Raw genomic sequence first — 23434 nt, forward strand, 5'->3', positions numbered from 1 at the left:
ACGCGCGGCAGTGTCACACGCAACCCGAGGTGCCGAACGCGCCCTCGTCCATGTACCGTAAGACCCACGAGAGATGCCTGACGTCATCGGGGCCCGCCTTCGGGCTGCCCCGAATTCTGTGCGAGGGGGTCGAGCCATGGGGCGCGGCCGTGCTAAGGCCAAGCAGACGAAGGTGGCCCGGGAGTTGAAGTATCACTCCCCGAACACCGACCTCACCGCCTTGCAGCGCGAACTGGCGGGTGCCGGTAAGTCCGACCGTCACTTCGACGACGACAACGATGAGTTCGTCGACGATGACGAGGACGACGACGCTGAGGACGACCAGGATTCCTGGTCGCCGCCAAGGCGGCTCTGACCCGTATCGCACAGAGCACGCGGCTTAACCGCGTGCTTCTGTGTGTCGTGGTCATCAGCATTCCGACGGTGACAACGAAGCCCACGCGGGCCTGGCCCGCGTGGGCTTCGAACCGAGCCACGTCTCAGCGTGGCCGGTTGTTCCAGTTGTAGAACGTCGGGATGTTTTCGAAGTGGTTCCAGGCGCAGACCGCCGAGCCGCCGTCCTGCGGTGTTTCCTCGGCACGTCTCTGCCTGGCGGTCTCCGCCTCCGCGATGAGCGCGGCCAGGCCGGCTCGGGCGCCGTGCACCCGTGCCGTCACCGGATCCGTCTCCACGCCGTCAGACAGCCGTGGCTTCGTGATCTCGGGCATGGTCCAGCACTCCCTCCAATAGGCGAATCTTGCTGTTACGGCAGTGGTCCGTCTCGGTGACGTCGAACCGTCCGTGTTCGAAGTAGCGGTTCGCCGCGTGAGCACCGCCACAGAAGCCGAAGTAGGGGCAGGTCTGCCGGCACGCCTCGATGCCGCGCAGGAACTCGCCGATCCACGCCGTGTTCTCGGCGCCGCCCAGAATCTCGGGCAGTGGTGTACTCAGCACGTTGCCACTGCTGAAGTCGCCGTACCGGGGATCGTGGAAGCCGGCCAGCTCGGGCGAGAGCAGGACGACCGACCCGTCGAAGGCGATCGTGGGTATCGGGTCCAGCTGCCGGGGCAGCAGGTCGTCCGCGGTGCCGTCGAGGACCGCCGCGGCGTACCGCAACGACCACTCCACCTCGCGCAGGTGAATCCGGGGGTCACGCCGCCACGCCGCGACCAGCTCGGCCCAGAAGCCGCTCACCGCCGCCGGATCGTGGCGGTTCAGCCGGGTGTTGACGCCCTCCAGCTCCTCCACGTTGATGCCGAGCACCTCGCAACCCAGGTCGAGGAAGTACTCGTACAGCTCGGTGGCGACGCCGGGTCGCGGATCGCCGACCACGCAGAGCGTGGAGAACGGGATGCCGTGCCGGCGTAGCGCTTCGACGCCCCGCATGATCAGGTCGTAGGCCGGCTTGTTGCCCCGGTCCACCCGATCACCGTTGCGCTCCCGCGGGCCGTCCACGCTGACGCTGACCCGTACGTCGTGCTCGATGAAGAACTCGCACCAGGCGTCGTCGATCAGCGTCGCGTTCGTCTGCACGTGGTGCTCGATGCCCGCGCCGAACGGCGCGAAGAGCGCGGCCAGGTGGGTGAGACCCGCGGCGAGCGGCTCACCGCCGTGCCACACCACCGAAAATCTTCCGGTACGCGCGAAGCCCGCGACCCCGTCCGCGACAGCCGCCGCCACCTCGACCGGCATCTTCTGGTTCTCCCGCCGGAACGGAAGGTAGCAGTAGTCGCACGCCAGATTGCAGAGCGTAGTGGGCTGCATGACGACGTAACTGGGAACCGCTGAGATGCCCTGCATCCCACTCCATGCAAAGCCCATATCACTCCCGTCCGGCAGGTCAGGCCCGTATGGCCTCGAGCCGATGACCCGCGCCACACCCACCCAGATCAGGTCAGGTACGGCCTTGAGCCGATAACCCGCGCCACACCCTCCCAGGTCAGGTCAGGTGTGACCTCGAGCCGATGACCCGTGCGGCGCCAGCCGCCCGGGTCGGACCGTGCGGCGCTAGCCGCCCGGTCATGCTAGGCCCCGCGGTCCACCACCCAATGCGAAAGATCCGCATGTGCCGGACATCGACACACGCGGATCATTTCACGTTTGGGCGCTATCGCGAACCAGAATCACTTTCCGGTGCTCAGCCGCGGGTGTAGGAGCCCATCATCTGCACCTCGCCGGTGCCCTCCAGGACCTCGCCGACCTGCCAAGCCTCGACACCACGCCCGGTCAGGTACGCCATCGCGCGGTCCGCGTCGTCGGAAGAGACGATCGCGAACATGCCGACGCCCATGTTGAACGTGGCCTCCATCTCGGAGTCCTCGATCCGACCCTTCGCCTGGATCAGGTCGAAGATCGGCTGCGGGCGCCAGGTGGAGCGGTCCACCACGGCGTCCACGTGATCGGGCAGGATCCGCACCAGGTTACCCGGGATACCCCCGCCGGTGACGTGCGAGAACGCCCGCACGTCGGTCTCCTCGATCAGGCCCAGGCAGTCCTTGGCGTAGATCTTGGTGGGGGTGAGCAGCTCCTCACCCAGGGTGCGCTGAGTGCCGAAGTCGTCGACCACGGTGTCCAGGCGCATCCGGCCGGCGCCGAGCAACACGTGACGCACCAGCGAGTAGCCGTTGGAGTGCAGGCCCGACGAGCGCATCGCGATCACCGCGTCGCCGACCTCCACCCGCTCCCGGCCGAGGATCTCGCTCTCCTCGACCACACCGACACCGGTCGCGGACACGTCGTACTCATCCGGGCGCAGCACACCGGGGTGCTCGGCCGTCTCGCCGCCGAGCAGGGCACAGCCCGCATACCGGCAGCCGTCGGCGATGCCGGCGCCGATCTCGGCCACCTTGTCCGGAACGACCTCGCCGCAGGCGATGTAGTCGAGCAGGAACAGCGGCTCGGCACCACAGGCCACCAGGTCGTCCACGACCATGGCGACCAGGTCGATGCCGATCGTGTCGTGGATGTCCAGCTGCTGCGCGATCACCAGCTTGGTGCCGACGCCGTCGGTCGACGAGGCCAGGATCGGGCTCTTGTACTTCTGCGTGTTCAGCCGGAACAGGCCGGAGAAGCCGCCCAGGTCACCGATCACCTCGGGGCGGGTGGTCTTCTTGACCTTCGACTTGAGCAACTCGACCGCACGGTCACCGGCGTGGATCGAGACGCCGGCGTCGGCGTACGTCGCCGAGCGCTTACGAGTGCCGCGGCCGCCACCGGCTGTCCACAGCTGGCGGTCCGCGCCTTCGGCGCCGTTCGATCCGGCACTGCTGCGCTCGGACACGTGCGTCACGGTTCTCCCCTTAGCGGTTCTGTGCATCTGAAAGTCACGGGTGGTGCAGTGCCCCGGCGCCGCCGGGGCTGGCGACCAGCGGGGTCGGCACCGACCGGTCGTCGTCGGGGTACTCACGCGCCTCGTAGTCGGACTCGAGCTCCGCGACAGCGGCATCGGTTGCGTCCGGCGAGGCGCCCGGCATGGTGGCGCGCCGGCCGACGCCCTCCAGCACGTGCTTCCCGATCAGGTCCCCGGCCGGGAGCTCGATCGGGTACTGCCCATCGAAGCAGGCCATGCAGAGACGTGTCTTCGGTTGCTCGGTCGCCTGCACCAGGCCGTCCAGGGAAACATAGCCCAGGCTGTCGGCACCGATCGAGCGGCGGATGCCATCGATTTCCAGGCCGTTGGCGAGCAACTCGGCCCGGGTGGCGAAGTCGATGCCGTAGAAACACGGCCATTTCACCGGCGGCGAGGAGATCCGGACGTGCACCTCGAGAGCGCCCGCCTCCCGCAGCATCCGGATCTGGGCCCGCTGGGTGTTGCCCCGCACGATCGAGTCGTCGATCACCACGATCCGTTTGCCGCGCACGACCTCGCGCAGCGGGTTCAGCTTCAGCCGGATGCCGAGCTGGCGGATGGTCTGCGAGGGCTGGATGAAGGTCCGGCCGACGTACGCGTTCTTCATGAAGCCCGCGCTGTACGGAATGCCGGAGGCCTCCGCGTACCCGATCGCGGCCGGAATGCCCGACTCGGGCACACCGATCACCAGGTCGGCCTCGACCGGGTGCTCCTTGGCGAGCTTGCGGCCCACCTCGACGCGGGCGGAGTAGATGTTGCGGCCGGCGATCGTGGTGTCCGGCCGGGCCAGGTAGACGTACTCGAACAGGCAGCCCTTGGGCTCCGGCGCGGCGAACCGGCTGGAGCGCAGGCCGTGCTCGTCGATCGCGATGATCTCGCCGGGCTCGACCTCACGGACGAAGCTGGCACCGGTGATGTCGAGTGCGGCGGTCTCGCTGGCGACCACCCAGCCGCGCTCCATCCGGCCCAGAACCAGCGGACGCACGCCCTGCGGGTCACGAGCCGCGTACAGCGTGTTCTCGTCCATGAAGACGAAGCTGAACGCGCCGCGCAGCGTGGGCAGCAGCTCCAGCGCCGCGGCCTCGACCGACAGATCGGGGCGGCTCGCGAGCAGCGTGGTCACCAGGGCCGTGTCGGATGTGGCGTCGCCCACCTCGAGGCCGCGCTCGGCGACCTCCTTGGCCAGCTCAGCCGTGTTGACGAGGTTTCCGTTGTGTGCCAGCGCGATGGTCGTCCCAGCCGGGGTGGCACGGATCGTGGGCTGCGCGTTCTCCCAGTTCGACCCACCGGTGGTGGAGTAGCGGGCGTGGCCGATCGCGAGGTGGCCGCGCAGACTCGCCAGCGTCGGCTCGTCGAAGACCTGGGAGACCAGGCCGATGTCCTTGTAGACGACGACTCCGGAACCATCGCTGACGGCGATGCCGGCGGCCTCCTGGCCACGGTGCTGGAGAGCGTAGAGCCCGAAGTACGTGAGTTTGGAAACCTCTTCCTCGGGGGCCCAGACGCCGAAGACGCCGCAGGCATCCTGGGGGCCGCGCTCCTGGGGGTCGAGATCGTCGGTCAACCGGCCGTCGCCTCGGGGCACCTGCTCGCTCCCTCGCGTTGTTGAACCTGCGCTGTGGATCTGCATAAACGGCTCGAAGCGCTGATCTGCTCGAACTCGCTGGTCCGCTCCGATCGCCCAGTGTACGCGAGCCCACGGGTACCGGACCCGGGCTCATCCGCCGGTCAGCGGCAGGAATTCGGAGAGATCGGTCCGTACACCGCTCGCCCGGAGACGTCCGTCACGGACCGCCTCACTCCAGTCCAGGCGTCCGGTGGCCACCAGCAGCCACGTCTTCGCATCCGTTTCGACCACATTGGGCGGTGTACCTCGGGTATGCCGCGGACCGGCAACACACTGAATCGCACCGAAAGGTGGAATCCGGACCTCCACCGATCGGCCAGGCGCTCGTTGGGACAACTCGGCCAGCAGCGCTCGGACGGCGTCACGCAGCAGCGGACGACCAGGCTCGACACCTCGATCCAGCGCGTCCAACGCTTCGGCCACGGACTCGGAATTACTGTGCGCAGGGGACACGTCGGGACGATACGACCCGGTCTGCCGACAACGGCACACCGCCCTGGGTCGCGCGAAAGACGTGTGGCAAGGCATAGTGGCCGACGGTGTACAAGTCGCGGGACGTCATCGGGCGCCGAATACCGGTGACCGCGACCGGAAGGCGGTGGACGTGACGACGCACCTACTTGGCCGAACGACGCAGGCCGGTGCGTTCCTGGCGCTGGTCGCCGGCCTGGTGGCCGGTGTACAGACGGCTGCTCTGGCGGACCCACCCTCCGTACAGATCCGGTCGCTGTCGTCGATCGACGTCAGCTCCGGAAGTACTGTAACCATGCGGTACACCGTTAGTAACCCCCAGCCTGGGAACGGTGAGAATCAGCCCGGTGGTGCCTTCACCAGCATCCGGGTAAGTGGCGTCGACTGCACAAGCGGCGATTGCAGCCCAGCCCAGCAGATTCAGGGCACCGAGGAGTTCGAGGCGACGCTCACCGTCCCCACCCTGGGTGCCGGCGAGACGCGGTCGGTCACCGTCACTGTCACCGCCACGGTCAACGGCGAGCAGCCGGGTCAGGCCAGCCAGACGATCAACGTCCGCGGGCCGGAAAAGCCGCAGACCGTACGGCAGGTGTCCGGGCGGATCCGGGACAACGAGGGTGACAGGCTCTCCGGTGTCGCGGTCGCCATGCAGGACAGCGCCGGGCACTCGTACGAGACCACCACCAACGGCGACGGCGGCTACTCGTTCACCTCGTCGGACAGCAAGCCCATCGCGCCCGGCAAAATCACCGTCGCCGCGGTGAAGGACGGCTTCCAGGCCAAGACGGTGGACGTGCAGGGCAGCGCGGGCCGGTCGATCAGTGTGCCGATCACGCTCAAGAAGCTCGCCGCCGCAAGCCCCTCGCCGACGCCTTCGGCCAGCGCGTCGGCCCCGGCCGAGCCGACCGTCGCGCCGGACGAGGAGGAGGAGACCGACGAGTCGCCACCTCCCGCGGCGGGCAACGCGAACACGCAGGAGACCGCGGGTGACTCCGAGGGCAGCAACTGGCTGCTGATCCTCATGGGCGGTCTGCTGGTCGCGGCCGGCATCGGCGCCTTCGTCCTGGTCTGGATGCGCCGTAAGAACAGCGGCAACGACGACACCTCGCTCGACGGGCCGACCCCCGGTTTCGGTGGGCCCGGCGCGGCGCCGGCGGGCGCCAACCAGTTCGACGCCACCCGGGTCGCGGCTCCGGTCGGCGCGGGCCGCGGCGGCGACGCCACGGTGATCGCCCCGGCCGGCATGGCCGGCGGCATCGGCGACGCCCCCACGATGATTCACCGGCCGGTCGTCGAGGACGAGTTCCCCGACCCGTACGGCGCGCCCATTCCGCCCGGTGGTGGTTTCGCCGGCGGTAGCCAGTGGGACGATCAGGGTGCCGGCTACGGCGGTGAGCAGCCGTACGGGCAGCCGGGGAACGCGTACGGCGAACCCCAGGGCGGCGGCTACGGCAACGAGGCGGCCCCCCAGCGCTACGACGAGCACACCAGCCTCTACCAGCCCGAGCAGCCGCAGCGCTACGACGAGCACACCAGCCTGTACCAGCCCGAGCAGGGCGCCGGCTACGGCGACCCGCAGTACGGGCAGCAGGGCGGCTGGGGCGACCAGGACAACGGTTACGGCCCCCAGCCGGGCGGCTACGACCCGCAGCAGCAGTACGGCGGCTACGACCAGCAGCAGGCCGGCTACGGCGACCAGGGCGGCTGGGGCGGCCAGGACAACGGGTACGGCCCCCAGCAAGGTGGCTACGACCCGCAGCAGCAGTACGGCGGCTATGACCAGCAGCAGCCGCCGCCGCCGCAGCCGCCGGGCCGCTACAGCGACCAGGACGGCTACTACGGCGGCCCGCAGCAGGGGCAGCGCCCGAACCGCGACTGGCCGGACGACTGATCCGAAGTAGTGAGAAAGAGGCCCCGGTCGGGGCCTCTTTTCATTTCCTCTTACTCAGAAACGCTGAAGCCGGCCGGTGTAACACCGGCCGGCTTCGCATCGTACGAATCAGGCGTTGCCGATCGGCCCGCCAGGCGCCTGCGGATCGGTGATCTCCAGCGTCACCGAACGCACCGCGGTGGGCTCCGCCTCGGTGGCCTCGGCGTGCCGGCTCACCAGCTCGGCGGTGCCACCGAACAGGTCACGCAGCGTCGCCGAGAAGGCCGTGCGCAGCTCATCCAGCGGAATGCTGAACTGGCCCCGCACCTCGAGCGCCGTCTCCTCGGAAGTGACACCGATCGGGGTGCACGGCACGCCGTGCTCCGCCGCCAGAGCGGTGAACGCCTTCTCGTGTCCGCGCGGCACAGCGACCACGGCACGACCCGCCGACTCGCTGAACAGGTGGACGAACGGCGAGGTGCCGTCCTCCGGCAGGGTCACCTTGGCGCCCACGTTGTACCGCAGGCAGCTCTCCACCAGCACCTGCGACAGGCCACCGTCGGAGAGGTCGTGTGCGGCGCTGACCAGCCCGGCCTTCGAGGCCCGGCCCATCAGGGCACCCAGCGCCTGCTCGGCCGCCAGGTCCACCTTCGGCGGGCGGCCACCCAGGTGCCCGTGGGTCACCCAGGCCCACTCCGAGCCGGAGAGCTCCAACCGCGTCTCGCCGAGCAGGTAGAGCAGGTCGCCGCCGGCCTTGGCCGGTGCCGGGAAGCCCATCGGGATGCGCCGGGTGACGTCGTCGAAGATGCCCATCACGCCGACCACGGGAGTCGGGTGGATCGCCGCCGCACCGGTCTGGTTGTAGAAGCTGACGTTGCCGCCGGTCACCGGGGTGCCCAGCTGCTGGCAGCCGTCCGCCAGACCGTTCACCGCCTGGGCGAACTGCCACATCACGGCCGGGTCCTCGGGGGAACCGAAGTTGAGGCAGTCGGTCACCGCGATCGGCTCGGCGCCGGTCACGGCGACGTTCCGGTACGCCTCGGCGAGCGCCAGCTTGGCCCCCTCGTACGGGTCGAGCCGGGCGAACCGGCCGTTGCCGTCCACCGACAGCGCCACACCGAGGCCGGTCTCCTCGTCGATGCGCAGCACGCCGGAGTCCTCGGGCTGGGCCAGGACCGTGTTGCCGAGCACGTACCGGTCGTACTGCTCGGTCACCCAGGTCTTGTCGCACAGGTTCGGCGAGGCGATCATCCGCAGAACGGTCTCGCGCAGCTCCTCGGCGTTCGCCGGCCGGGGCAGCGTCTCCGCCCGGTCGGCCTGGAGCAGGATCAGGTCGGACGGCTCCCGCATCGGGCGCTCGTAGACCGGGCCGTCGTCGGCGAGCGAGCCGGGCGGCACGTCCACCACGACGTGGTCGTTCCAGGTGATCAGCAGGCGACCCGGGCTGCCGTCCGCCGAGGCGGCGGTGACCTCGCCGATCGCGGTGGCCCAGACGCCCCACTTCTCGGCGACGGCCAGCACCTTGTCCAGGTTCTCCGGCGTCACGATGAGGAGCATCCGCTCCTGCGACTCGCTGGCCAGGATCTCGGTCGGCGACATCGAGGCCTCGCGCAGCGGCACCCGCTCCAGCCAGACCCGCATGCCGGTGCCGGCCGCCGCAGCGGTCTCGGTGAGGGCGCAGGTCAGGCCCGCGCCACCGAGGTCCTGGATGCCGCTGACCAGGCCGGCGTCGTACAGCTCGAGGCAGCTCTCGATGAGCAGCTTCTCCATGAACGGGTCACCGACCTGCACCGACGGGCGGCGCTGCTCGGCCTCCTCGTCGAAGGTCGCGGACGCCAGCACGGAGACACCGCCGATGCCGTCCCGCCCGGTCCGCGCGCCGAGGAGCACGACGACGTTGCCGACGCCGGTCGCTTCCTTCTTCTGCAGCCGCTCGACCGGCAGCACGCCGATGCTGAGCGCGTTGACCAGCGGGTTGCCCTGGTAGCACGGGTCGAAGACGATCTCGCCGCCGATGTTCGGCAGGCCGAGACAGTTGCCGTAGCCACCGATGCCGGCGACGACGCCGGGCAGCACGCGGGCGGTGTCCGGGTGGTCGGCCGCACCGAAGCGCAGCGGGTCCATCACCGCGACCGGCCGGGCGCCCATCGCCAGGATGTCGCGGACGATGCCGCCGACACCGGTCGCGGCGCCCTGGTACGGCTCCACGTAGCTGGGGTGGTTGTGCGACTCGACCTTGAAGGTGACCGCGATCTTCTCGGAGATCTGCACGACACCGGCGTTCTCACCGATGCCGGCCAGCATCCGGGTGTTCTTCGGAACCTTCTTGACGAACTCGCGCAGGTGCACCTTGCTCGACTTGTACGAGCAGTGCTCGCTCCACATGATCGAGTACATCGCCAGCTCGGACGCGGTGGGCCGGCGGCCGAGGATCTCCCGGATCCGGGTGTACTCGTCGTCCTTGAGGCCGAGGTCGGCGTGCGGCTGCAACTCGTCCGGCGTAGCCGCCGCCCGCTGCACCGTGTCCGGTCCCTCTTCGAACTCGTTGACCAGCACATCCGTGGCGGCGAAGCCGCTCGGCTTGGTGATCGGCGCGGCCGCTGCCGGCGGCTGGTTCGGTACGCCGCGCGCGGCCTCCGCCCCGCTGGTGGCGGTCTCCGGCTGCGTGGTCATCGCTGTTGTCCCCCTGCGAGCTGACCGTCCGCGGACGCCCCCGCCAGGGACCGCAGGACGGAGGTGAAGAAGCCGAGGCCGTCGAGCGACGGACCGGTCAGCGCCTCCACGGCGTGTTCCGGGTGCGGCATGATGCCGACGACGTTGCCGGCCTCGTTGGTGATCCCGGCGATGTCGCGCTGCGAGCCGTTCGGGTTGCCGCGGATGTAGCGCGCGATCACCCGGCCCTCGCCCTCCAGCTGGTCCAGCGTGCGCTGATCGGCGACGAAGCAGCCCTCACCGTTCTTCACCGGGATCAGGATCTCCTGGCCCGGGGCGAACCGGTTGGTCCAGGCGGTGTTCGTCGCCTCGACCCGCAGCCACTGGTCGCGGTTGCGGAAGTGCAGGTGCTGGTTCCGGGTCAGTGCGCCGGGCAGCAGATGTGCCTCGCAGAGGACCTGGAAACCGTTGCAGATGCCGAGCACGGGCAGACCGCCACGTGCGGCGTCGATGATCGACTCCATCACCGGCGCGAAGCGGGCGATGGCGCCGCACCGCAGATAGTCGCCGTACGAGAAACCGCCGGGCAGCACCACGGCATCGACCCGGTGCAGGTCGGGGTCGCCGTGCCAGAGCCGGACGGCCTCGGCGCCGGCGATCCGCGCGGCACGGGCGGCGTCCCCGTCGTCCAGTGAACCAGGGAAGGTGACCACACCGATCCGCATGGTCAGGCGACCTCCGCCGCGACGTCCTCGACGATCCGGACGTCGAAGTCCTCGATCACGGGGTTGGCGAGCAGCTTGTCGGCGATCTCGCGGGCCCGATCAAGGTCGGGTTCACCGGCGAAGTCGATCTCGATCCGGCGACCGATGCGGACAGAGGAGACATCGGTGACGCCGAGCCGGGGCAGCGCATTCGCCACCGCTTGACCCTGCGGGTCCAGGATCTCCGGCTTGAGCATGACGTCGACCACGACGCGAGCCACGGGCACTCCTGACTGATAGGTGTAAGCACGCGAAGCCTACCTGGTGGAGCCTGTCGGCAAGCCACGGCCCGGTGTCGGCAGCCTGACGGAACGGTCATTGAGCTGGGAATCTCCCCGTGATCTCGCACACCCGTGCGTTTCGGGCAGGCCATGGCCGCCGGGGTCATCACACCCGTGATATGTGTCGATTGAATTGTGGGCCGGAAGCCGCCGATGCCCTAGGTTGCATCCATCGGATTCGATGCACCCCCGCGCGCGCACCTCGTCGACCCATCCCCAGAAAGGAACATCGACGTGCGCATACGACTTCTGGCCGCACTGGCGGGCCTTGCCGCTGGTCTGGTCGCGCCGTCCGCTGCCCAGGCAGACGACGACATCACCCCGTACATCATCGGCGGGGGCACGGTTTCGTCCGCACCATGGGCCGCGGCCGTCCTCAGCAACGGCAGTTTCACCTGTTCCGGGACGATCATCTCGGCTAATTACGTGCTGACCGCCCGGCACTGCATCAGCGGCACCATGTCGGTCCGGGTCGGGAGCGTGAACCGGACGTCCGGCGGGGTCACGCGTACCGTCGCGTCCACCTCGACCCGATACGACCTCGCGCTGATGCGGCTGAGCAGCTCGGTGAGCACCTCCTACATGCCGTTGTCCAGTTCGTACCCGCCGGTCGGCTCGACGAACTCGATCTACGGCTGGGGCATGACCTGCTACTCCGGCTGCAGCGCGTCGACCGTGCTGAAGACCGCGACGGTCCGGGTCACCTCGACCAACCAGACCGATGCGTACGGCGGCCGGGCGATCGGCAGCACGCGGATCAACGGCAACGCGTGGCGCGGGGACTCCGGTGGCCCGCAGGTCTACAACGGCGCCCAGGTGGGCGTGGCCTCGACGGCCGACGGGTCGAGCCGTCAGTACTACGGCAGCGTGGCTTACAACCGGGCGTGGATCACGTCAGTCGCCGGCGTCTGATCCCGCTCCACGAAACGCTTCCCGCCTGCACCACGGGCCGGCGGGAAGCGTTTCGCACGTCAGAGGATGGGCGCGGGAGCGTACCCCGCCACCTCGGGATGGCGGGCCACGATCTCGGCGATCCGGCCGGCCACCGCCTGCACCTGCGCCGGCGCGGCGCCGACGAAGGCGGCCCGGTCCGCCACCAGGGTGTCGATCTCGGCGCGCGACAACCGCAGCCGGTCGTCGGCGGCCAGGCGGTCGAAGAGGTCGTTGACCGCCGCGCCCTTCTCCCGCATCGCGAGCGCGACGGCGACCGCGTGCTCCTTGATCACCTCGTGGGCCACCTCCCGGCCGACACCCTTACGCACGGCGGCGACCAGCACCTTCGTCGTGGCCAGGAAGGGCAGGAAGCGGTCCAGCTCGCGGGCGATCACCGCGGGGTACGCCCCGAACTCGTCCAGCACGGTCAGGAAGGTCTGGAACAGCCCGTCGGTGGCGAAGAACGCGTCCGGCAGCGCGACCCGGCGCACCACCGAGCAGGAGACGTCACCCTCGTTCCACTGGTCGCCGGCGAGCTCGCCGACCATCGACAGATAACCCCGGACGATCACCGCGAGCCCGTTGACCCGCTCCGACGACCGGGTGTTCATCTTGTGCGGCATCGCCGACGAGCCGACCTGGCCGGGCTTGAAGCCCTCGGTGACCAGCTCCTGACCGACCATCAGCCGGATCGTGGTGGCCAGCGACGACGGACCGGCGACGATCTGGGCGAGTGCGGAGACCACGTCGAAGTCGAGCGAACGCGGGTAGACCTGGCCGACGCTGCTGAGCACGCGGGCGAAGCCGAGGTGCTCGGCCACCTTCGCCTCCAGCTGCGCGAGCTTGTCGGCGGAGCCGTCGAGCAGGTCGAGCTGGTCGGCCGCGGTGCCGACCGGACCCTTGATGCCGCGCAGCGGGTAGCGCCCGATCAGGTCGTCCAGCCGCTCATACGCGATCAGCAGCTCCTCGGCGGCCGAGGCGAACCGCTTGCCGAGCGTGGTGGCCTGTGCCGCCACGTTGTGCGACCGGCCGGTCATCACCAGGTCGGAGTGCTCCACGGCGAGGGCCGCGAGCCGGGCCAGCGTGGCCACCACCCGGCCGCGGACCAGCTCCAGCGAGGCGCGGATCTGCAGCTGCTCGACATTCTCCGTCAGGTCCCGGGAGGTCATGCCCTTGTGGATCTGCTCGAAGCCGGCGAGCTCGCTGAACTCCTCGATGCGCGCTTTCACGTCGTGCCGGGTGATCCGCTCCCGGGCGGCGATGGACTCCAGGTCGACCCGGTCCAGCACCGCCTCGTACGCCTCGACGACGCCCTCCGGCACGGCCACGCCCAGATCGCGCTGGGCCTTGAGGACGGCGAGCCACAGCTGCCGCTCCATCCGGATCTTCTCCTCCGGGGACCAGAGCGCGACGAGGTCGGCGGAGGCATAGCGGGTGGCAAGCACGTTCGGGATGGTCACGGCACCGATTCTTTCACGGGCTCCGGCACGTCCTGCGGCAGCCGGTGACGCAGGGTACGGACGTCCCGGCTGGTCAGCATCGCCGTCACAGCCAGCGTCATGACCACGGCGGCACCGATCAGGGTCGGGGTGAGGCCGGCGACCTCGGCGATCGGACCGATCGCCACCTGGCCGACCGGCATGGCGAGGAACGAGCCGAGCATGTCGTACCACCGGGCCCAGCACGTGGGAGGCGCCGGACCAGGCGGCGTTCGCCACGCAGGCACCGGCCACGACGACCCAGAGCCAGGTGCGGGAACGGAACTCGACCCAACCGGAGCGCAGGTCACCCACGATGCCGGACCGCACGGCGAGAGCGGCATCGAGCCTGGGTGGCAGGCGGAGGAGGGCGAAGAAGAGCGCGGACAGGGCGAACGTCGTTGCATCGAAGCCGATGCCCCAGCCGGGACCGACCACGGCCACGACCACACCGGCGATCGGTGCGCCGGCGATCGGGGCGGCGTTGCTGCCCAGCCGATTGAGCCCGTTCGCCTGCTGCCGGACGTCCTCGGGGACGGTCTGCGGGACGATCGCGGCGCTGGCCGGAAGCGCCACCGCGGCCACCACGCCGTTGAGCGCGGAGAGCCCGATCAGCAACGGCACGGTGGCAGCGCCGGTCAGGACCAGCGCCGCGACGACGCCCTGGGTGACCGCCGCGGCCAGACCGGCGCCGACCATCACCAGACCGCGCGGCAGCCGGTCGGCGATCACGCCGCCGAAGAGCAGGAACAGGACGTTGGCCAGGGTGCGGGCGCCGATCACCAGGCCCAGGTCACGAGCGGAACCGGTGAGGTCGAGGACCGCGAAGGCGAGCGCGAACTGGCGCGAACGCGTTGCCCAGCGCGTTGATCGTGCGGCCGGCCAGCAGCAGCCGGAAGTTGCGATGTCGCAGCGGCGCCAGCGCGCCGCTCACCGTGGATCCATCTCGAAGAGCGCGACCGTGGTGCTGGTCCGGAGGGTGCCGGGAGTCCGCGGCGGCCGCGCCGCCTCGTGCAGGTCACGGACGGCGGCGGCCATCCGGTCGCGGATCTCCTGCCATGTGTCCGGATCGATCCAGACCTCGGCGTCGTCCAGCAGACCGATGCCGGGCCACCGTCCCTCGGCGGCACGGCGGCGCAACTCGGTTGCCAGGGCCGAACACCAGGCGCCCGAGTCATTCGCCGCGCCACTCCGATACCGCTTGGCGACACCGCCCCGGATCTTTTCCACACCGGCCACCGTGACGAGCCCGCCGGAGTGAAGATTGCGCAGGTGATAACTCGCGTTCGCGTGGGTGATGTCGAGCTCGCGGGCGACCTCGGCCGCGGTCAGGGAGGCCTCGCTGAGCAGGGACATGATCCGCAGGCGGACCGGGTGGGCGAGCGCTCGTAATTCCGCCTTGCCACCGTCTCCCAAAGACATGTTGGGGAGCTTAGGAGACGGCGGGCCGACTGTCCAACAGTTGTTGGAGAGTGGCACACTGCACGAAAACGCGGCATCCTCGCTACGGTTACCGGCGAGTAGGTTCGATGCTCATCCTGAAAGGTCCACTGATGACTGATTTCAACCCCGAGGCGCTCTCGTCGATCGGCCCGAAGGAGTTCGCTCAGCTCGTCAAGTCCACCCCGGACTCCAAGATCGCCGAAGTGATGGCGTCGGACGTGCGGACGAAGATCCTCGACGAGGTGTTCAACCGGATGCCGTCGCTGTTCCGCGCGGACAAGGCCGGCAACACGTCGGCCGTCATCCACTGGATCATCACCGGTGGCGCCGGCGGCACGAACGACACCTACGAGACCGTCATCGAGAACGGCGCCTGCACCGTCACCAACCAGCCGGCACGCGAGCCGAAGCTGGCCATGACCATGGACGCGGTCACGTTCCTCAAGACCGTCGCCGGCGACGGCAACCCGATGATGCTGTTCATGACCGGCAAGATCAAGGCGAAGGGTGACCTCACCCTGGCCGCCAGCATCGCCAAGCTGTTCGACATCCCGAAGAGCTGACGCTCGTGCGGTTCGGGCGCCGTCGTGCGCCCGAACCTCAGAGCAGTCCCCGGTCCCGGGCGTAGATCGCGGCCTGGGTCCGGTCCCGCAGCCCGAGCCGCTCCAGGATCCGGGAGACGTGGTTCTTCACGGTTCCCTCGCTCAGGTGCAGCCGGGCGGCGATCTCCCGGTTGGTGGCGCCCACCGCGACCAGCCGCAGCACCGCCAGCTCCCGCTCGGTCAGGTCGATCCGCGGCGTCGGCGCCGGGGCGGCCCGGTCCAGGGCGGTGACGAGCCGGCGCAACGCCGCGCTGTCGTGCTGGTCGACCCCGGCCCGGGCCAGTCGCACCGCCTGGGCCAGCTCCCGCGGCGGCAGATCCTTCAGCAGGTAGCCGCCGGTGCCGGCCCGCAGCGCGCGGACGACGTACTCCTCGTCGTCGAAGGTGGTCAGCATCAGGACGCGGCACGCGGGGAGCCGGTCGCGCAGCAGCTCGGCGGCGCGCAATCCGTCCAGCACCGGCATCCGGACGTCCATCAGCACCACGTCCGGCCGGGTCTGGACAGCGAGCGCCACCGCCTCCCGGCCGTCCGCCGCGGTGCCGATCACCTCGATGCCGGGCTCGATGCTCAGCAGCGAGGCGATCCCTTCCCGGATCAGCGCCTGATCGTCCGCGACGAGCACCCGGATCACGTCGGTCACGAGAGCACCGCCAGGCGGGGCAGCTCGGCGACGACCCGCGTCCCGGTGCCGGGCGCCGACTCCACCCGTACGCTGCCGCCCAGCGCGGCCAGCCGCTCGCGCATCCCGGGCAGCCCGCTGCCGTTCGCCGCCTCGACGGCGAAGCCCCGCCCGTTGTCGCTCACCTCGAGCACTGCGGCGGCATCGGTGCAGCGCAGCAGCACCTCGACCCGATCAGCGCGGGCATGACGGCGGGCGTTGGTCAGTGCCTCCTGCGCGACCCGGTAGAGCGCCTCCCGGGCGGGCCGGTCGAAGGGCTCGGTGCCGACGATCTCACACGTGACCCGGAAACCGGCGTCGTCGAGTCCCTCGGCCAGCGACTCCAGGGCGGTGGCCAGGAAGAACGGTTCGGCCCGCAGAGCGCCGACGGATTCGCGTACCTCGCGCAGCGCACGCCCGGCCGCCCGGTGGGCGTCGCTGACCGCCCGGTCGGCGGCGGCCGGATCGAGATCCCGGAACGCCTCGGCCTTGGCCAGCTGCACGCTGATCGCCGTCAGGTGATGGCCGAGGCTGTCGTGGATGTCGCGGGCCAGCCGGTTCCGCTCACCGGCGGCGCTCAGCTCGGCCACCTGACGCTGGGCCTGCCGGAGCTCGGCCACCAGCTGCTCCGCGCGTATCCGGCTGCGCTGCTGCTCGACCGCGACGGCCGCCGTCACCAGGGTGAGCACCAGGCCGATGGCGAACATCAGCAGGTCGGAGACGATCTCCGGATTCGTCTGCCAGTCCGGGACCGATCCGGCCCGGAGCACGGCGGCCACCAGGTAGGCCGAGGCCAGACCGAGGCCGGCCTTACGGCCGAGCGAGAAGTAGGCGAAAAACGGAACTAGGACATAGAGCACGCGGGCGAAGCCGCCGGGATCGGCCGCGTTCACCAATTCCAACAACAGGATGCGTACGCACAGGAGCACGATCGCCCGGCGCCGGGTCGACGGCCCACGCCAGTCGAGTTGCTCCACCCCGAGCAGCGCCAGCAGGGCCGCCACGAATCCGGCCACGCTCATCGCCGACGCCTCCGGAGCCAGTCCGGCGACGACGAAGTAGAGACCGGTGAGCAGGACGGCTCCGTAGAGCAACGAGGCCATCCACCGCAGCGGCGGAGCATCCACAGCCATGCCTGTCAGGCTAGGCAACCGGACTCCCGATTCCTACGTGTGCCGCCGCGTTCTGGCCGATGGTCATGTGCCGAACGGCATGTCCCGGGCAACGGGTCTGGCCGGGCGGCACTGTCGGCGCGGTACCGGCGCCCGGCACGGTGGCGGCATCCGCTACCGAAGGGGTCCAACATGTCCGACAGAACGCTGTACCGCCTGGCCGGCCTGGCCGGAGTGCTCGGCGGTGTGCTCATCCTGGTGGCCGTCGCCCGCCGGGCCGGGGTGATCCCGGAGAACGGCTTCACCCACGCCCTGGCACCGCCGGCCAGCGCGCTGCTGCTGCTCACCCTGACCGCGCTCTACCTGGTTCAGCGGCGGGCCGCCGGCCGGCTCGGTCTGGCCGGCTTCGTGCTGCACCACCTCGGGCTGAGCGGGCTGTTCGCGATCGAGTTCCTCACCCACGCCGTGCTGCAGTACCAGGACGCCGTCACCCGGGAGCAGGTGCTGACCGGTCCGGGCCGCGCGTATTTCCTGGTGGTGGCCCTGACCTTCCTGGTCGGGGTCCTGCTCTTCGGCGTCGCCTCGTGGCGGGCCGGTGTCCTGCCGCGGATCGCGCTCGCCCTCTACGTGCCGGGTTTGTGCCTCGCCGCACTGCGCACCTCGGTGCCCGAAGCTGCGTACCTCGGCGGGCTCGCCGTAGGGGCGGTCGGCGTGGTGTGGCTGTCCACGGCACTGTTCCAGGACCCGGAAGGCGCTGCGACCGACATGCCGCAGCGCGCTCCGGGCGTACCCCTCAAATCTTGATCTTTCCTTCGACCGCGCGCAGCGCGATGTCGGTGCGGTGCTGGGCGCCGTCCAGGCGCACACCCTGGACCAGCGCATATGCCGCCTCGCGTGCCTTCGCGAGGTCCGCGCCCGTCGCGGTCACGCTGAGCACGCGTCCGCCGGCCGAGACCAGGGCACCGTCCGCGTCGCGGGCGGTGCCCGCGTGGATGACACCGGGCACGTCGGCACCCTCGATCACATCACCGGTACGCGGCTCGCCCGGGTAGTTGTGGCTGGCCACGACCACGGTGACGGCCGAACCGTCGGTCCACCGCAACGGCTCGTGCGACGCCAGGGTCCCGGTGGCGGCGGCGTTCAGCAGGCCGGCCAGCGGCGTCTCCAGCAAGGCCAGCACGACCTGGGTCTCCGGGTCACCGAAGCGCGCGTTGAACTCGATCACCTTCGGCCCGTCCGGGGTGAGGGCGAGTCCGACGTAGAGCAGGCCCGCGAACGGGGTACCCCGGCGGCGCATCTCGGCCAGGGTCGGCTCCACGGTCTCCCGCAGGACCCGCTCCACCAGGTCGGCGGGGGCCCAGTCCAGCGGGGCGTACGCGCCCATGCCGCCGGTGTTCGGCCCCTCGTCGCCGTCGCCCAGCCGCTTGAAGTCCTGCGCCGGCATCAGCGGTGCGGCCGCGGTGCCGTCGGTGACCACGAAGAGCGAGACCTCCGGGCCGGACAGGTACTCCTCGATGACGACCTTGCCGCACGCCTCGGCGTGGATCAGTGCCTCGTCGAGGTCGTCGGTCACCACCACGCCCTTGCCGGCGGCCAGGCCGTCGTTCTTCACCACGTAGGGCGTGCCCAGCTCGTCCAGGGCGGCGCGGACCGCGGCCATGTCGGTGCAGGCGAAGGAGCGGGCGGTCGGGACCCCGGCGGCCATCATGACCTCCTTGGCGAACGCCTTGGAGCCCTCCAGCTTCGCGGCGGCGGCGCTCGGGCCGAAGCAGGCGATGCCCTTGGCCCGGACCGCGTCGGCGACGCCGGCGACCAGCGGCGCCTCCGGGCCGATCACGACCAGGTCGGCGCTCAGCTCGACGGCGAGCGCCGCGACCGCGGCGGGATCGACGGCCTTGACCTCATGCAACTCGGCGACCTGGGCAATTCCCGGGTTACCGGGCGCGGCGGCCAGGAAGTCGACGGACGGGTCGGCGGCTAACCCGACGGCAAGCGCGTGCTCGCGCCCACCGGAGCCGATCAGAAGTACGCGCACGACGGCCCATCCTACCTGCGACACGGTCGCGTAAACTTCGGCAGTACCCGGACTCCTCCAGGTACGACCCGTTCGGGAAAGGCAATTGGCGAAGTGCCGGTTATCGTGTTGGTCGGCGCCCAGTGGGGCGACGAGGGCAAGGGCAAAGCCACGGACCTGCTGGGTGACCGGCTCGACTACGTGGTCAAGTTCAACGGTGGCAACAACGCGGGCCACACCGTCGTCATCGACGGCGAGAAGTACGCACTCCACCTCCTTCCGAGTGGAATCCTCTCCCCGAACGTCGTACCCGTGATCGGCAACGGCGTCGTCGTGGACCTCAACGTGCTGTTCCAGGAGATCGACGGCCTGGAGGCGCGTGGCATCGACACCTCGCGACTGCGGATCAGCGCCAACGCGCACGTCATCGCGTCCTACAACCGGTCGCTCGACAAGGTCAGCGAGCGGTTCCTGGGCGCCCGGCGGATCGGCACGACCGGTCGCGGCATCGGCCCGACCTACGCCGACAAGATGAACCGGGTCGGCATCCGGGTGCAGGACCTGTTCGACGAGTCGATCCTGCGGCAGAAGGTGACCGCGGCGCTGCTCTTCAAGAACCAGGTGCTGTCGAAGATCTACAACCGCAGCGCGGTGAAGGCCGAGGAGGTCGTCCAGGAGCTGCTCTCCTACGTCGACCGGCTCCGGCCGTACGTGGCGGACACCGCGCTCGAGCTCTCCGAGGCGATCGACGACGGCAAGGTCGTGCTCTGCGAGGCCGGCCAGGCCACCCTGCTCGACGTGGACCACGGCACCTACCCCTTCGTGACCAGCTCGAACGCGACGTCCGGCGGCGCCTGCACCGGCGCCGGCATCCCGCCGACCCGGATCGACCGGGTAGTGGCCGTGCTGAAGGCGTTCACCTCCCGCGTCGGCGAGGGCCCGTTCCCCACCGAGCTGCACGACAAGTTCGGCGACTACCTGCGCGAGGTCGGCCACGAGTACGGCACCACGACCGGCCGCCCCCGCCGGATCGGCTGGCTCGACCTGGTCATCGGCCGGTACGCACAGCGGATCAACGGGGTCACCGACTTCGCGATGACCAAGTTGGACAACTACGACGGGCTGGACGAGATCCCGGTCTGCGTGGCGTACGACGTCAACGGCGTCCGCCACGACGAGATGCCGGTCAACCAGACCGATTTCCATCACGCGAAGCCGATCTACGAGACGCTGCCGGGCTGGAAGGAAGACATCTCCGGCTGCCGGAACTTCGACGATCTGCCGAAGGACGCGCAGCGGTTCGTCGAGTTCGTCGAGCAGCGGATCGGCGCCCGGATCTCCATCGTGGGCGTCGGACCGGGACGCGAGGCGGTCATCGAGCGGCACTCGGTCCTCGGCGGAGCCTGACTGTGCCTACCCGCGGCGGAAAACCGATGCCAGACCAAAAAGCAGACGTCGTCCTCCTCAGCCTGGCCGAGGGGTCTGGTGACGCCTGCGGATCCGGGTGCGGCGGCTGTGGCTCCGCCTCGGCGGCCGCCTGCGCTCCGCGTACCCCCGTGCTGGCCTGTGCCGATGCGTTGCGCGCCGCCGGCGCGCGAGCCGAGACGGTGATCGCCGCCTCGGATCAGGAGATCGACGCGGTGCTGGCCCGGTTCGACGGCCCGGCCCGGCCGGACGGCCTGACCTGGCCCGACCCGGACAGCAAGCTGCGGCTGGTGGTGGCGAGCGCCACCGACGGCCAGTTGCGCGCCGTCGTGCGCCGGCTGGTCCGGCGGTACGCGCCACCGCCCAGCAAACGCCCGGCGGACCTGCCGGCCGTCCGGACCGTACCGGATCTGCCGCCGCTCGCCATCCTCCCGCTCGACGCCGGAAACACGGCGGACCTGGCCGCCCAGATGGGTCTGCCGCGCACTCCGGCCGAGGTCGCCGCGGCCGTGCTCAACGGTGCGGTCCGCCGGCTCGACCTGCTGCGCAACGACGGCGGCTCGGTCACCCTGGACGGCGCGCTGCTCGGCGGGTCGGACGACGACGGCCGCGCGGTGCCCTGGCGCGGCCGGGTCGAGGTGGACAACGCCGTGCTCACCGACGGCGAGGAACCCGTTCTGGCCTGCGCGGTCGGCAACGGCGGTGGGTACGCCGAGTTCGACGGTCTGCGGCTGCTCAGCGACGGCGATCCCACCGACGGCCGGGTCGAGGTCGCGGTGGCGGTTCCGGTCGTGGTCAAACAGCGGTTCAAGGGCACCCGGGTACGCATCGAGGTGCGCCGGGCCCGCGGCCGGGCGGTCTCCGTGCTTCCGCGCGACGGGGACCTCCAGTTCCTCGACGACGGGGTGGCGGGATCGACGAGCCGCAAGCGATCCTGGTGGACCGAGCCGGGTGCCTGGGCGGTGTACGCGGGCTAGATTTATGCGGTTGGATGTCTGCCAAACGGGAGGTCGTCTTTCGTGGAGGACGAGCACGCCGACCGCACGCCGGCCCGGGATGTGGAACCGTTCTGGGCCGAGGAACCGGAGACGCCGGTGCACGGCCGGGTGGTGCAGCTTCCACCGGCCGGTGTCATCGAGGTGGAGCCGGGGGTGTTCCGGCCGGCTGATGATCCGGCCCTGCCACCCGGCGTCCACCTGCCGGTCGACCCTCCGCCGGGCCGCTCGGGCGCCGATTCCCCGTGGGCCCAGCCGCCGCGCAGAGCGCAACCGGCACCGACCACACCGGTTCCGGTGCGAACCGGCGTTCACCAGCCGCAACCCCCAACGCCGCCGCCTTCCGAAGATCCTTTCGCAGAGCTGACCTCCGACGAAACACCGACCGCCGAGGAGTTCGCCCGTCGCCGGCTCGCCAAACCGGCTCAGCAGACCGCCACGATGGGCGCGCGGGCCATGCTGCACAAGGGCACGCTCGGCCTGGTCAAGCTTTCCCCGGGCAAGCGCGAGCTGGAGTACAAACAGGACGTCGAGATGGTCCGCCGCAACTTCGGCGGCCTCCGGCAGGTGACCGTCGTCAACCCCAAGGGCGGCGCCGGCAAGACCGTCGCCGTACTCCTGCTGGCGATGACCTTCGGCCAGAAGCGCGGCGGTTACGTGCTGGCCTGGGACAACAACGAGACCCAGGGCACCCTCGGCATGCGGGCCCAGCAGGACTTCCATGCCCGCACGGTCCGCGACATGATGCGCGACCTGCACCTCTTCCAGGGATCCCAGGGCCGCGTCGGCGATCTCTCGCAGTACGTGCGCGCGCAGGGCGAGGGCATGTTCGACGTGCTCGCCTCGGACGAGTCCGCGACGGCCGGCGAGATGCTCACCGCCGGAGCGTTCGCCGAGATCCGGGACGTGGTGAGCCGCTTCTACAAGCTGATCTTCGTGGACACCGGGAACAACGTCCGGGCGGAGAACTGGCAGGCCGCGATGGACGCCACGGACCAACTCGTGATCACCATGTCGGCCCGCAACGACTCGGCCGAGACCGCCGCACGGATGCTCGACCACCTGGAACAAGGCGGCCACCGCCGGCTGGTCCGGCAGGCCATCACGGTCGTCACCATGCCGCCGACCCGCAAGGACATCGATCTGCCGGCGATACAACAGCACTTCGCCGCGCGTACCCGCGCGGTCGTGCTGGCCCCTTACGAGAAGCTGATCGACTCCGGCGAGCCGATCCGTTACGGCGAGCTCTCCAGCAACACCAGGGACGCCTGGCTCAAGATCGCCGCTGCGGTCGCCGAAGGTTTGTGAAACGGTGGCTGCCTGCCGCAACCACCGTTCCGGGTGGTGAAAGGTCAGCTCAGGGCGTCGGCGGCGGCCGGGTCGCTGTCCCGCAGGAACTGGGCACAGCGGGCCGCCTCGTCGGCCTCGCCGATCTGGGCGGCGGCCTGGGACAGGGCGTGCAGGCAGCGCAGGAAGCCGCGGTTGGGCTCGTGCGACCACGGCACCGGGCCGTGGCCCTTCCAGCCGTTGCGGCGCAGCGAGTCCAGCCCGCGGTGGTAACCGGTGCGGGCGTACGCGTATGCGGTGACCGGTTCGCCGGCGGCCAACGCGTCGGTGGCCAGCGGCGCCCAGGCGGCGCTGTACGCCGGATGGTCGGCGGCGACCGCCTTGTAGGCCTCGGCGGTGCCGGTGGCGGCGGCCTCGGCCAGTGCCTTGTCCGCCTCGGCGTCGGCGGGCAGGAGGGTGGCCGGCGGCTCGGGAAGGAGGTTCTGCATGACCTC

General features: G+C 70.2%; 21 protein-coding genes and 2 pseudogenes. 8 read left to right on the plus strand and 15 right to left on the minus strand.

The window, feature by feature from the left end:
• The first annotated feature begins 136 nt into the window (after window positions 1–136).
• The gene (locus I4J89_RS03025; RefSeq protein WP_196412269.1) at window positions 137–355 is read left to right on the plus strand and encodes a DUF3073 domain-containing protein; all 219 of its coding nucleotides are present in this window, start codon (window positions 137–139) and stop codon (window positions 353–355) included.
• A 124-nt stretch (window positions 356–479) separates the two neighbouring features.
• Here I4J89_RS03025 and amcA read toward each other — a convergent pair whose 3' ends face one another.
• The 5 genes from amcA to I4J89_RS03050 all read right to left on the minus strand — a co-directional run bounded on the left by amcA (window position 480) and on the right by I4J89_RS03050 (window position 5378).
• Entirely contained in the window at window positions 480–707 is a 228-nt protein-coding gene (amcA, locus tag I4J89_RS03030) for a multiple cyclophane-containing RiPP AmcA (RefSeq protein WP_196412270.1), read from the minus strand.
• Window positions 676–1779: a cyclophane-forming radical SAM peptide maturase AmcB gene (gene amcB, locus I4J89_RS03035; RefSeq protein WP_196412271.1), complete on the minus strand. Its 1104-nt coding sequence runs from the start codon at window positions 1777–1779 to the stop codon at window positions 676–678. Before amcB ends, amcA begins: the two co-directional genes overlap by 32 nt.
• 337 nt (window positions 1780–2116) lie before the next feature.
• On the minus strand, window positions 2117–3268 hold the full coding sequence (gene purM, locus I4J89_RS03040; protein WP_196412272.1) for a phosphoribosylformylglycinamidine cyclo-ligase: 1152 nt from the start codon (window positions 3266–3268) through the stop codon (window positions 2117–2119).
• Window positions 3269–3302: 34 nt separating this feature from the next.
• Window positions 3303–4913, minus strand: a complete 1611-nt coding sequence (purF, locus tag I4J89_RS03045) for an amidophosphoribosyltransferase (protein ID WP_196412273.1) — start codon at window positions 4911–4913, stop codon at window positions 3303–3305.
• 132 nt (window positions 4914–5045) lie between these two features.
• Window positions 5046–5378: a sterol carrier family protein gene (locus I4J89_RS03050; protein ID WP_309238165.1), complete on the minus strand. Its 333-nt coding sequence runs from the start codon at window positions 5376–5378 to the stop codon at window positions 5046–5048.
• 181 nt (window positions 5379–5559) lie between these two features.
• On the opposite strand from I4J89_RS03050, the gene I4J89_RS03055 reads away from it, so the two are divergent.
• On the plus strand, window positions 5560–7317 hold the full coding sequence (locus I4J89_RS03055; RefSeq protein ID WP_196412275.1) for a carboxypeptidase-like regulatory domain-containing protein: 1758 nt from the start codon (window positions 5560–5562) through the stop codon (window positions 7315–7317).
• Window positions 7318–7425: 108 nt separating this feature from the next.
• Here I4J89_RS03055 and purL read toward each other — a convergent pair whose 3' ends face one another.
• Genes purL through purS form a run of 3 tightly spaced genes read right to left on the minus strand, consistent with a single transcriptional unit; the run spans window position 7426 to window position 10933 of the window.
• Window positions 7426–9969: a phosphoribosylformylglycinamidine synthase subunit PurL gene (gene purL / locus I4J89_RS03060; protein WP_196412276.1), complete on the minus strand. Its 2544-nt coding sequence runs from the start codon at window positions 9967–9969 to the stop codon at window positions 7426–7428.
• Window positions 9966–10679 carry a phosphoribosylformylglycinamidine synthase subunit PurQ gene (gene purQ / locus I4J89_RS03065; protein ID WP_196412763.1) on the minus strand — a complete coding sequence of 238 codons (714 nt, stop codon included), beginning with the start codon at window positions 10677–10679 and terminating at the stop codon, window positions 9966–9968. The genes purL and purQ overlap by 4 nt, the downstream gene beginning before the upstream one ends.
• Window positions 10676–10933 carry a phosphoribosylformylglycinamidine synthase subunit PurS gene (purS, locus tag I4J89_RS03070; protein WP_196412277.1) on the minus strand — a complete coding sequence of 86 codons (258 nt, stop codon included), beginning with the start codon at window positions 10931–10933 and terminating at the stop codon, window positions 10676–10678. Before purS ends, purQ begins: the two co-directional genes overlap by 4 nt.
• Window positions 10934–11227: 294 nt before the next feature.
• On the opposite strand from purS, the gene I4J89_RS03075 reads away from it, so the two are divergent.
• Window positions 11228–11905 carry a S1 family peptidase gene (locus I4J89_RS03075; protein ID WP_196412278.1) on the plus strand — a complete coding sequence of 226 codons (678 nt, stop codon included), beginning with the start codon at window positions 11228–11230 and terminating at the stop codon, window positions 11903–11905.
• Window positions 11906–11964: 59 nt separating this feature from the next.
• On the opposite strand, the gene purB is transcribed toward I4J89_RS03075, so the two are convergent.
• From purB to I4J89_RS03090, 3 genes and pseudogenes are all read right to left on the minus strand, one after another.
• Window positions 11965–13386: an adenylosuccinate lyase gene (gene purB, locus I4J89_RS03080; RefSeq protein WP_196412279.1), complete on the minus strand. Its 1422-nt coding sequence runs from the start codon at window positions 13384–13386 to the stop codon at window positions 11965–11967.
• Window positions 13387–13647: 261 nt separating this feature from the next.
• Window positions 13648–14310, minus strand: a pseudogene (locus I4J89_RS51235) (MFS transporter); the annotation flags it as partial.
• A gap of 24 nt (window positions 14311–14334) precedes the next feature.
• On the minus strand, window positions 14335–14826 hold the full coding sequence (locus tag I4J89_RS03090) for a helix-turn-helix domain-containing protein (protein ID WP_196412280.1): 492 nt from the start codon (window positions 14824–14826) through the stop codon (window positions 14335–14337).
• 131 nt (window positions 14827–14957) lie between these two features.
• Here I4J89_RS03090 and I4J89_RS03095 point away from each other — a divergent pair, with 131 nt between their 5' ends.
• Window positions 14958–15410: an SCP2 sterol-binding domain-containing protein gene (locus I4J89_RS03095; RefSeq protein ID WP_196412281.1), complete on the plus strand. Its 453-nt coding sequence runs from the start codon at window positions 14958–14960 to the stop codon at window positions 15408–15410.
• Window positions 15411–15447: 37 nt separating this feature from the next.
• Here the strand turns inward: I4J89_RS03095 and I4J89_RS03100 are convergent, their stop codons facing one another.
• Entirely contained in the window at window positions 15448–16080 is a 633-nt protein-coding gene (locus I4J89_RS03100; protein ID WP_196412764.1) for a response regulator, read from the minus strand.
• Between the two features lie 5 nt (window positions 16081–16085).
• Window positions 16086–17240: a sensor histidine kinase gene (locus tag I4J89_RS03105; RefSeq protein WP_196412282.1), complete on the minus strand. Its 1155-nt coding sequence runs from the start codon at window positions 17238–17240 to the stop codon at window positions 16086–16088.
• Between the two features lie 171 nt (window positions 17241–17411).
• Between I4J89_RS03105 and I4J89_RS03110 the strand changes: the two genes are divergently transcribed.
• On the plus strand, window positions 17412–18023 hold the full coding sequence (locus I4J89_RS03110; RefSeq protein WP_196412283.1) for a hypothetical protein: 612 nt from the start codon (window positions 17412–17414) through the stop codon (window positions 18021–18023).
• Here I4J89_RS03110 and purD read toward each other — a convergent pair.
• Complete coding sequence (purD, locus tag I4J89_RS03115) at window positions 18013–19254, minus strand: phosphoribosylamine--glycine ligase (protein WP_196412284.1); 1242 nt, start codon at window positions 19252–19254, stop codon at window positions 18013–18015. The genes I4J89_RS03110 and purD overlap by 11 nt on opposite strands.
• A 93-nt stretch (window positions 19255–19347) precedes the next feature.
• On the opposite strand from purD, the gene I4J89_RS03120 reads away from it, so the two are divergent.
• From I4J89_RS03120 to I4J89_RS03130, 3 genes and pseudogenes are all read left to right on the plus strand, one after another.
• Window positions 19348–20640, plus strand: coding sequence for an adenylosuccinate synthase (locus I4J89_RS03120; protein ID WP_196412285.1), 1293 nt, complete (start codon window positions 19348–19350; stop codon window positions 20638–20640).
• A gap of 26 nt (window positions 20641–20666) precedes the next feature.
• Window positions 20667–21635: a diacylglycerol kinase family protein gene (locus I4J89_RS03125; RefSeq protein WP_196412286.1), complete on the plus strand. Its 969-nt coding sequence runs from the start codon at window positions 20667–20669 to the stop codon at window positions 21633–21635.
• A 93-nt stretch (window positions 21636–21728) separates the two neighbouring features.
• Window positions 21729–22961, plus strand: a pseudogene (locus I4J89_RS03130) (MinD/ParA family ATP-binding protein); the annotation flags it as partial.
• A 44-nt stretch (window positions 22962–23005) separates the two neighbouring features.
• Here the strand turns inward: I4J89_RS03130 and I4J89_RS03135 are convergent.
• A complete protein-coding gene (locus tag I4J89_RS03135; RefSeq protein WP_196412287.1) occupies window positions 23006–23428 on the minus strand; it encodes a DUF3151 domain-containing protein in 423 nt (140 codons plus the stop codon).
• Window positions 23429–23434: the final 6 nt, after the last annotated feature.

Origin of the sequence: Actinoplanes aureus, assembly GCF_015704865.1 — a bacterium.
GTDB lineage: Bacteria > Actinomycetota > Actinomycetes > Mycobacteriales > Micromonosporaceae > Actinoplanes > Actinoplanes aureus.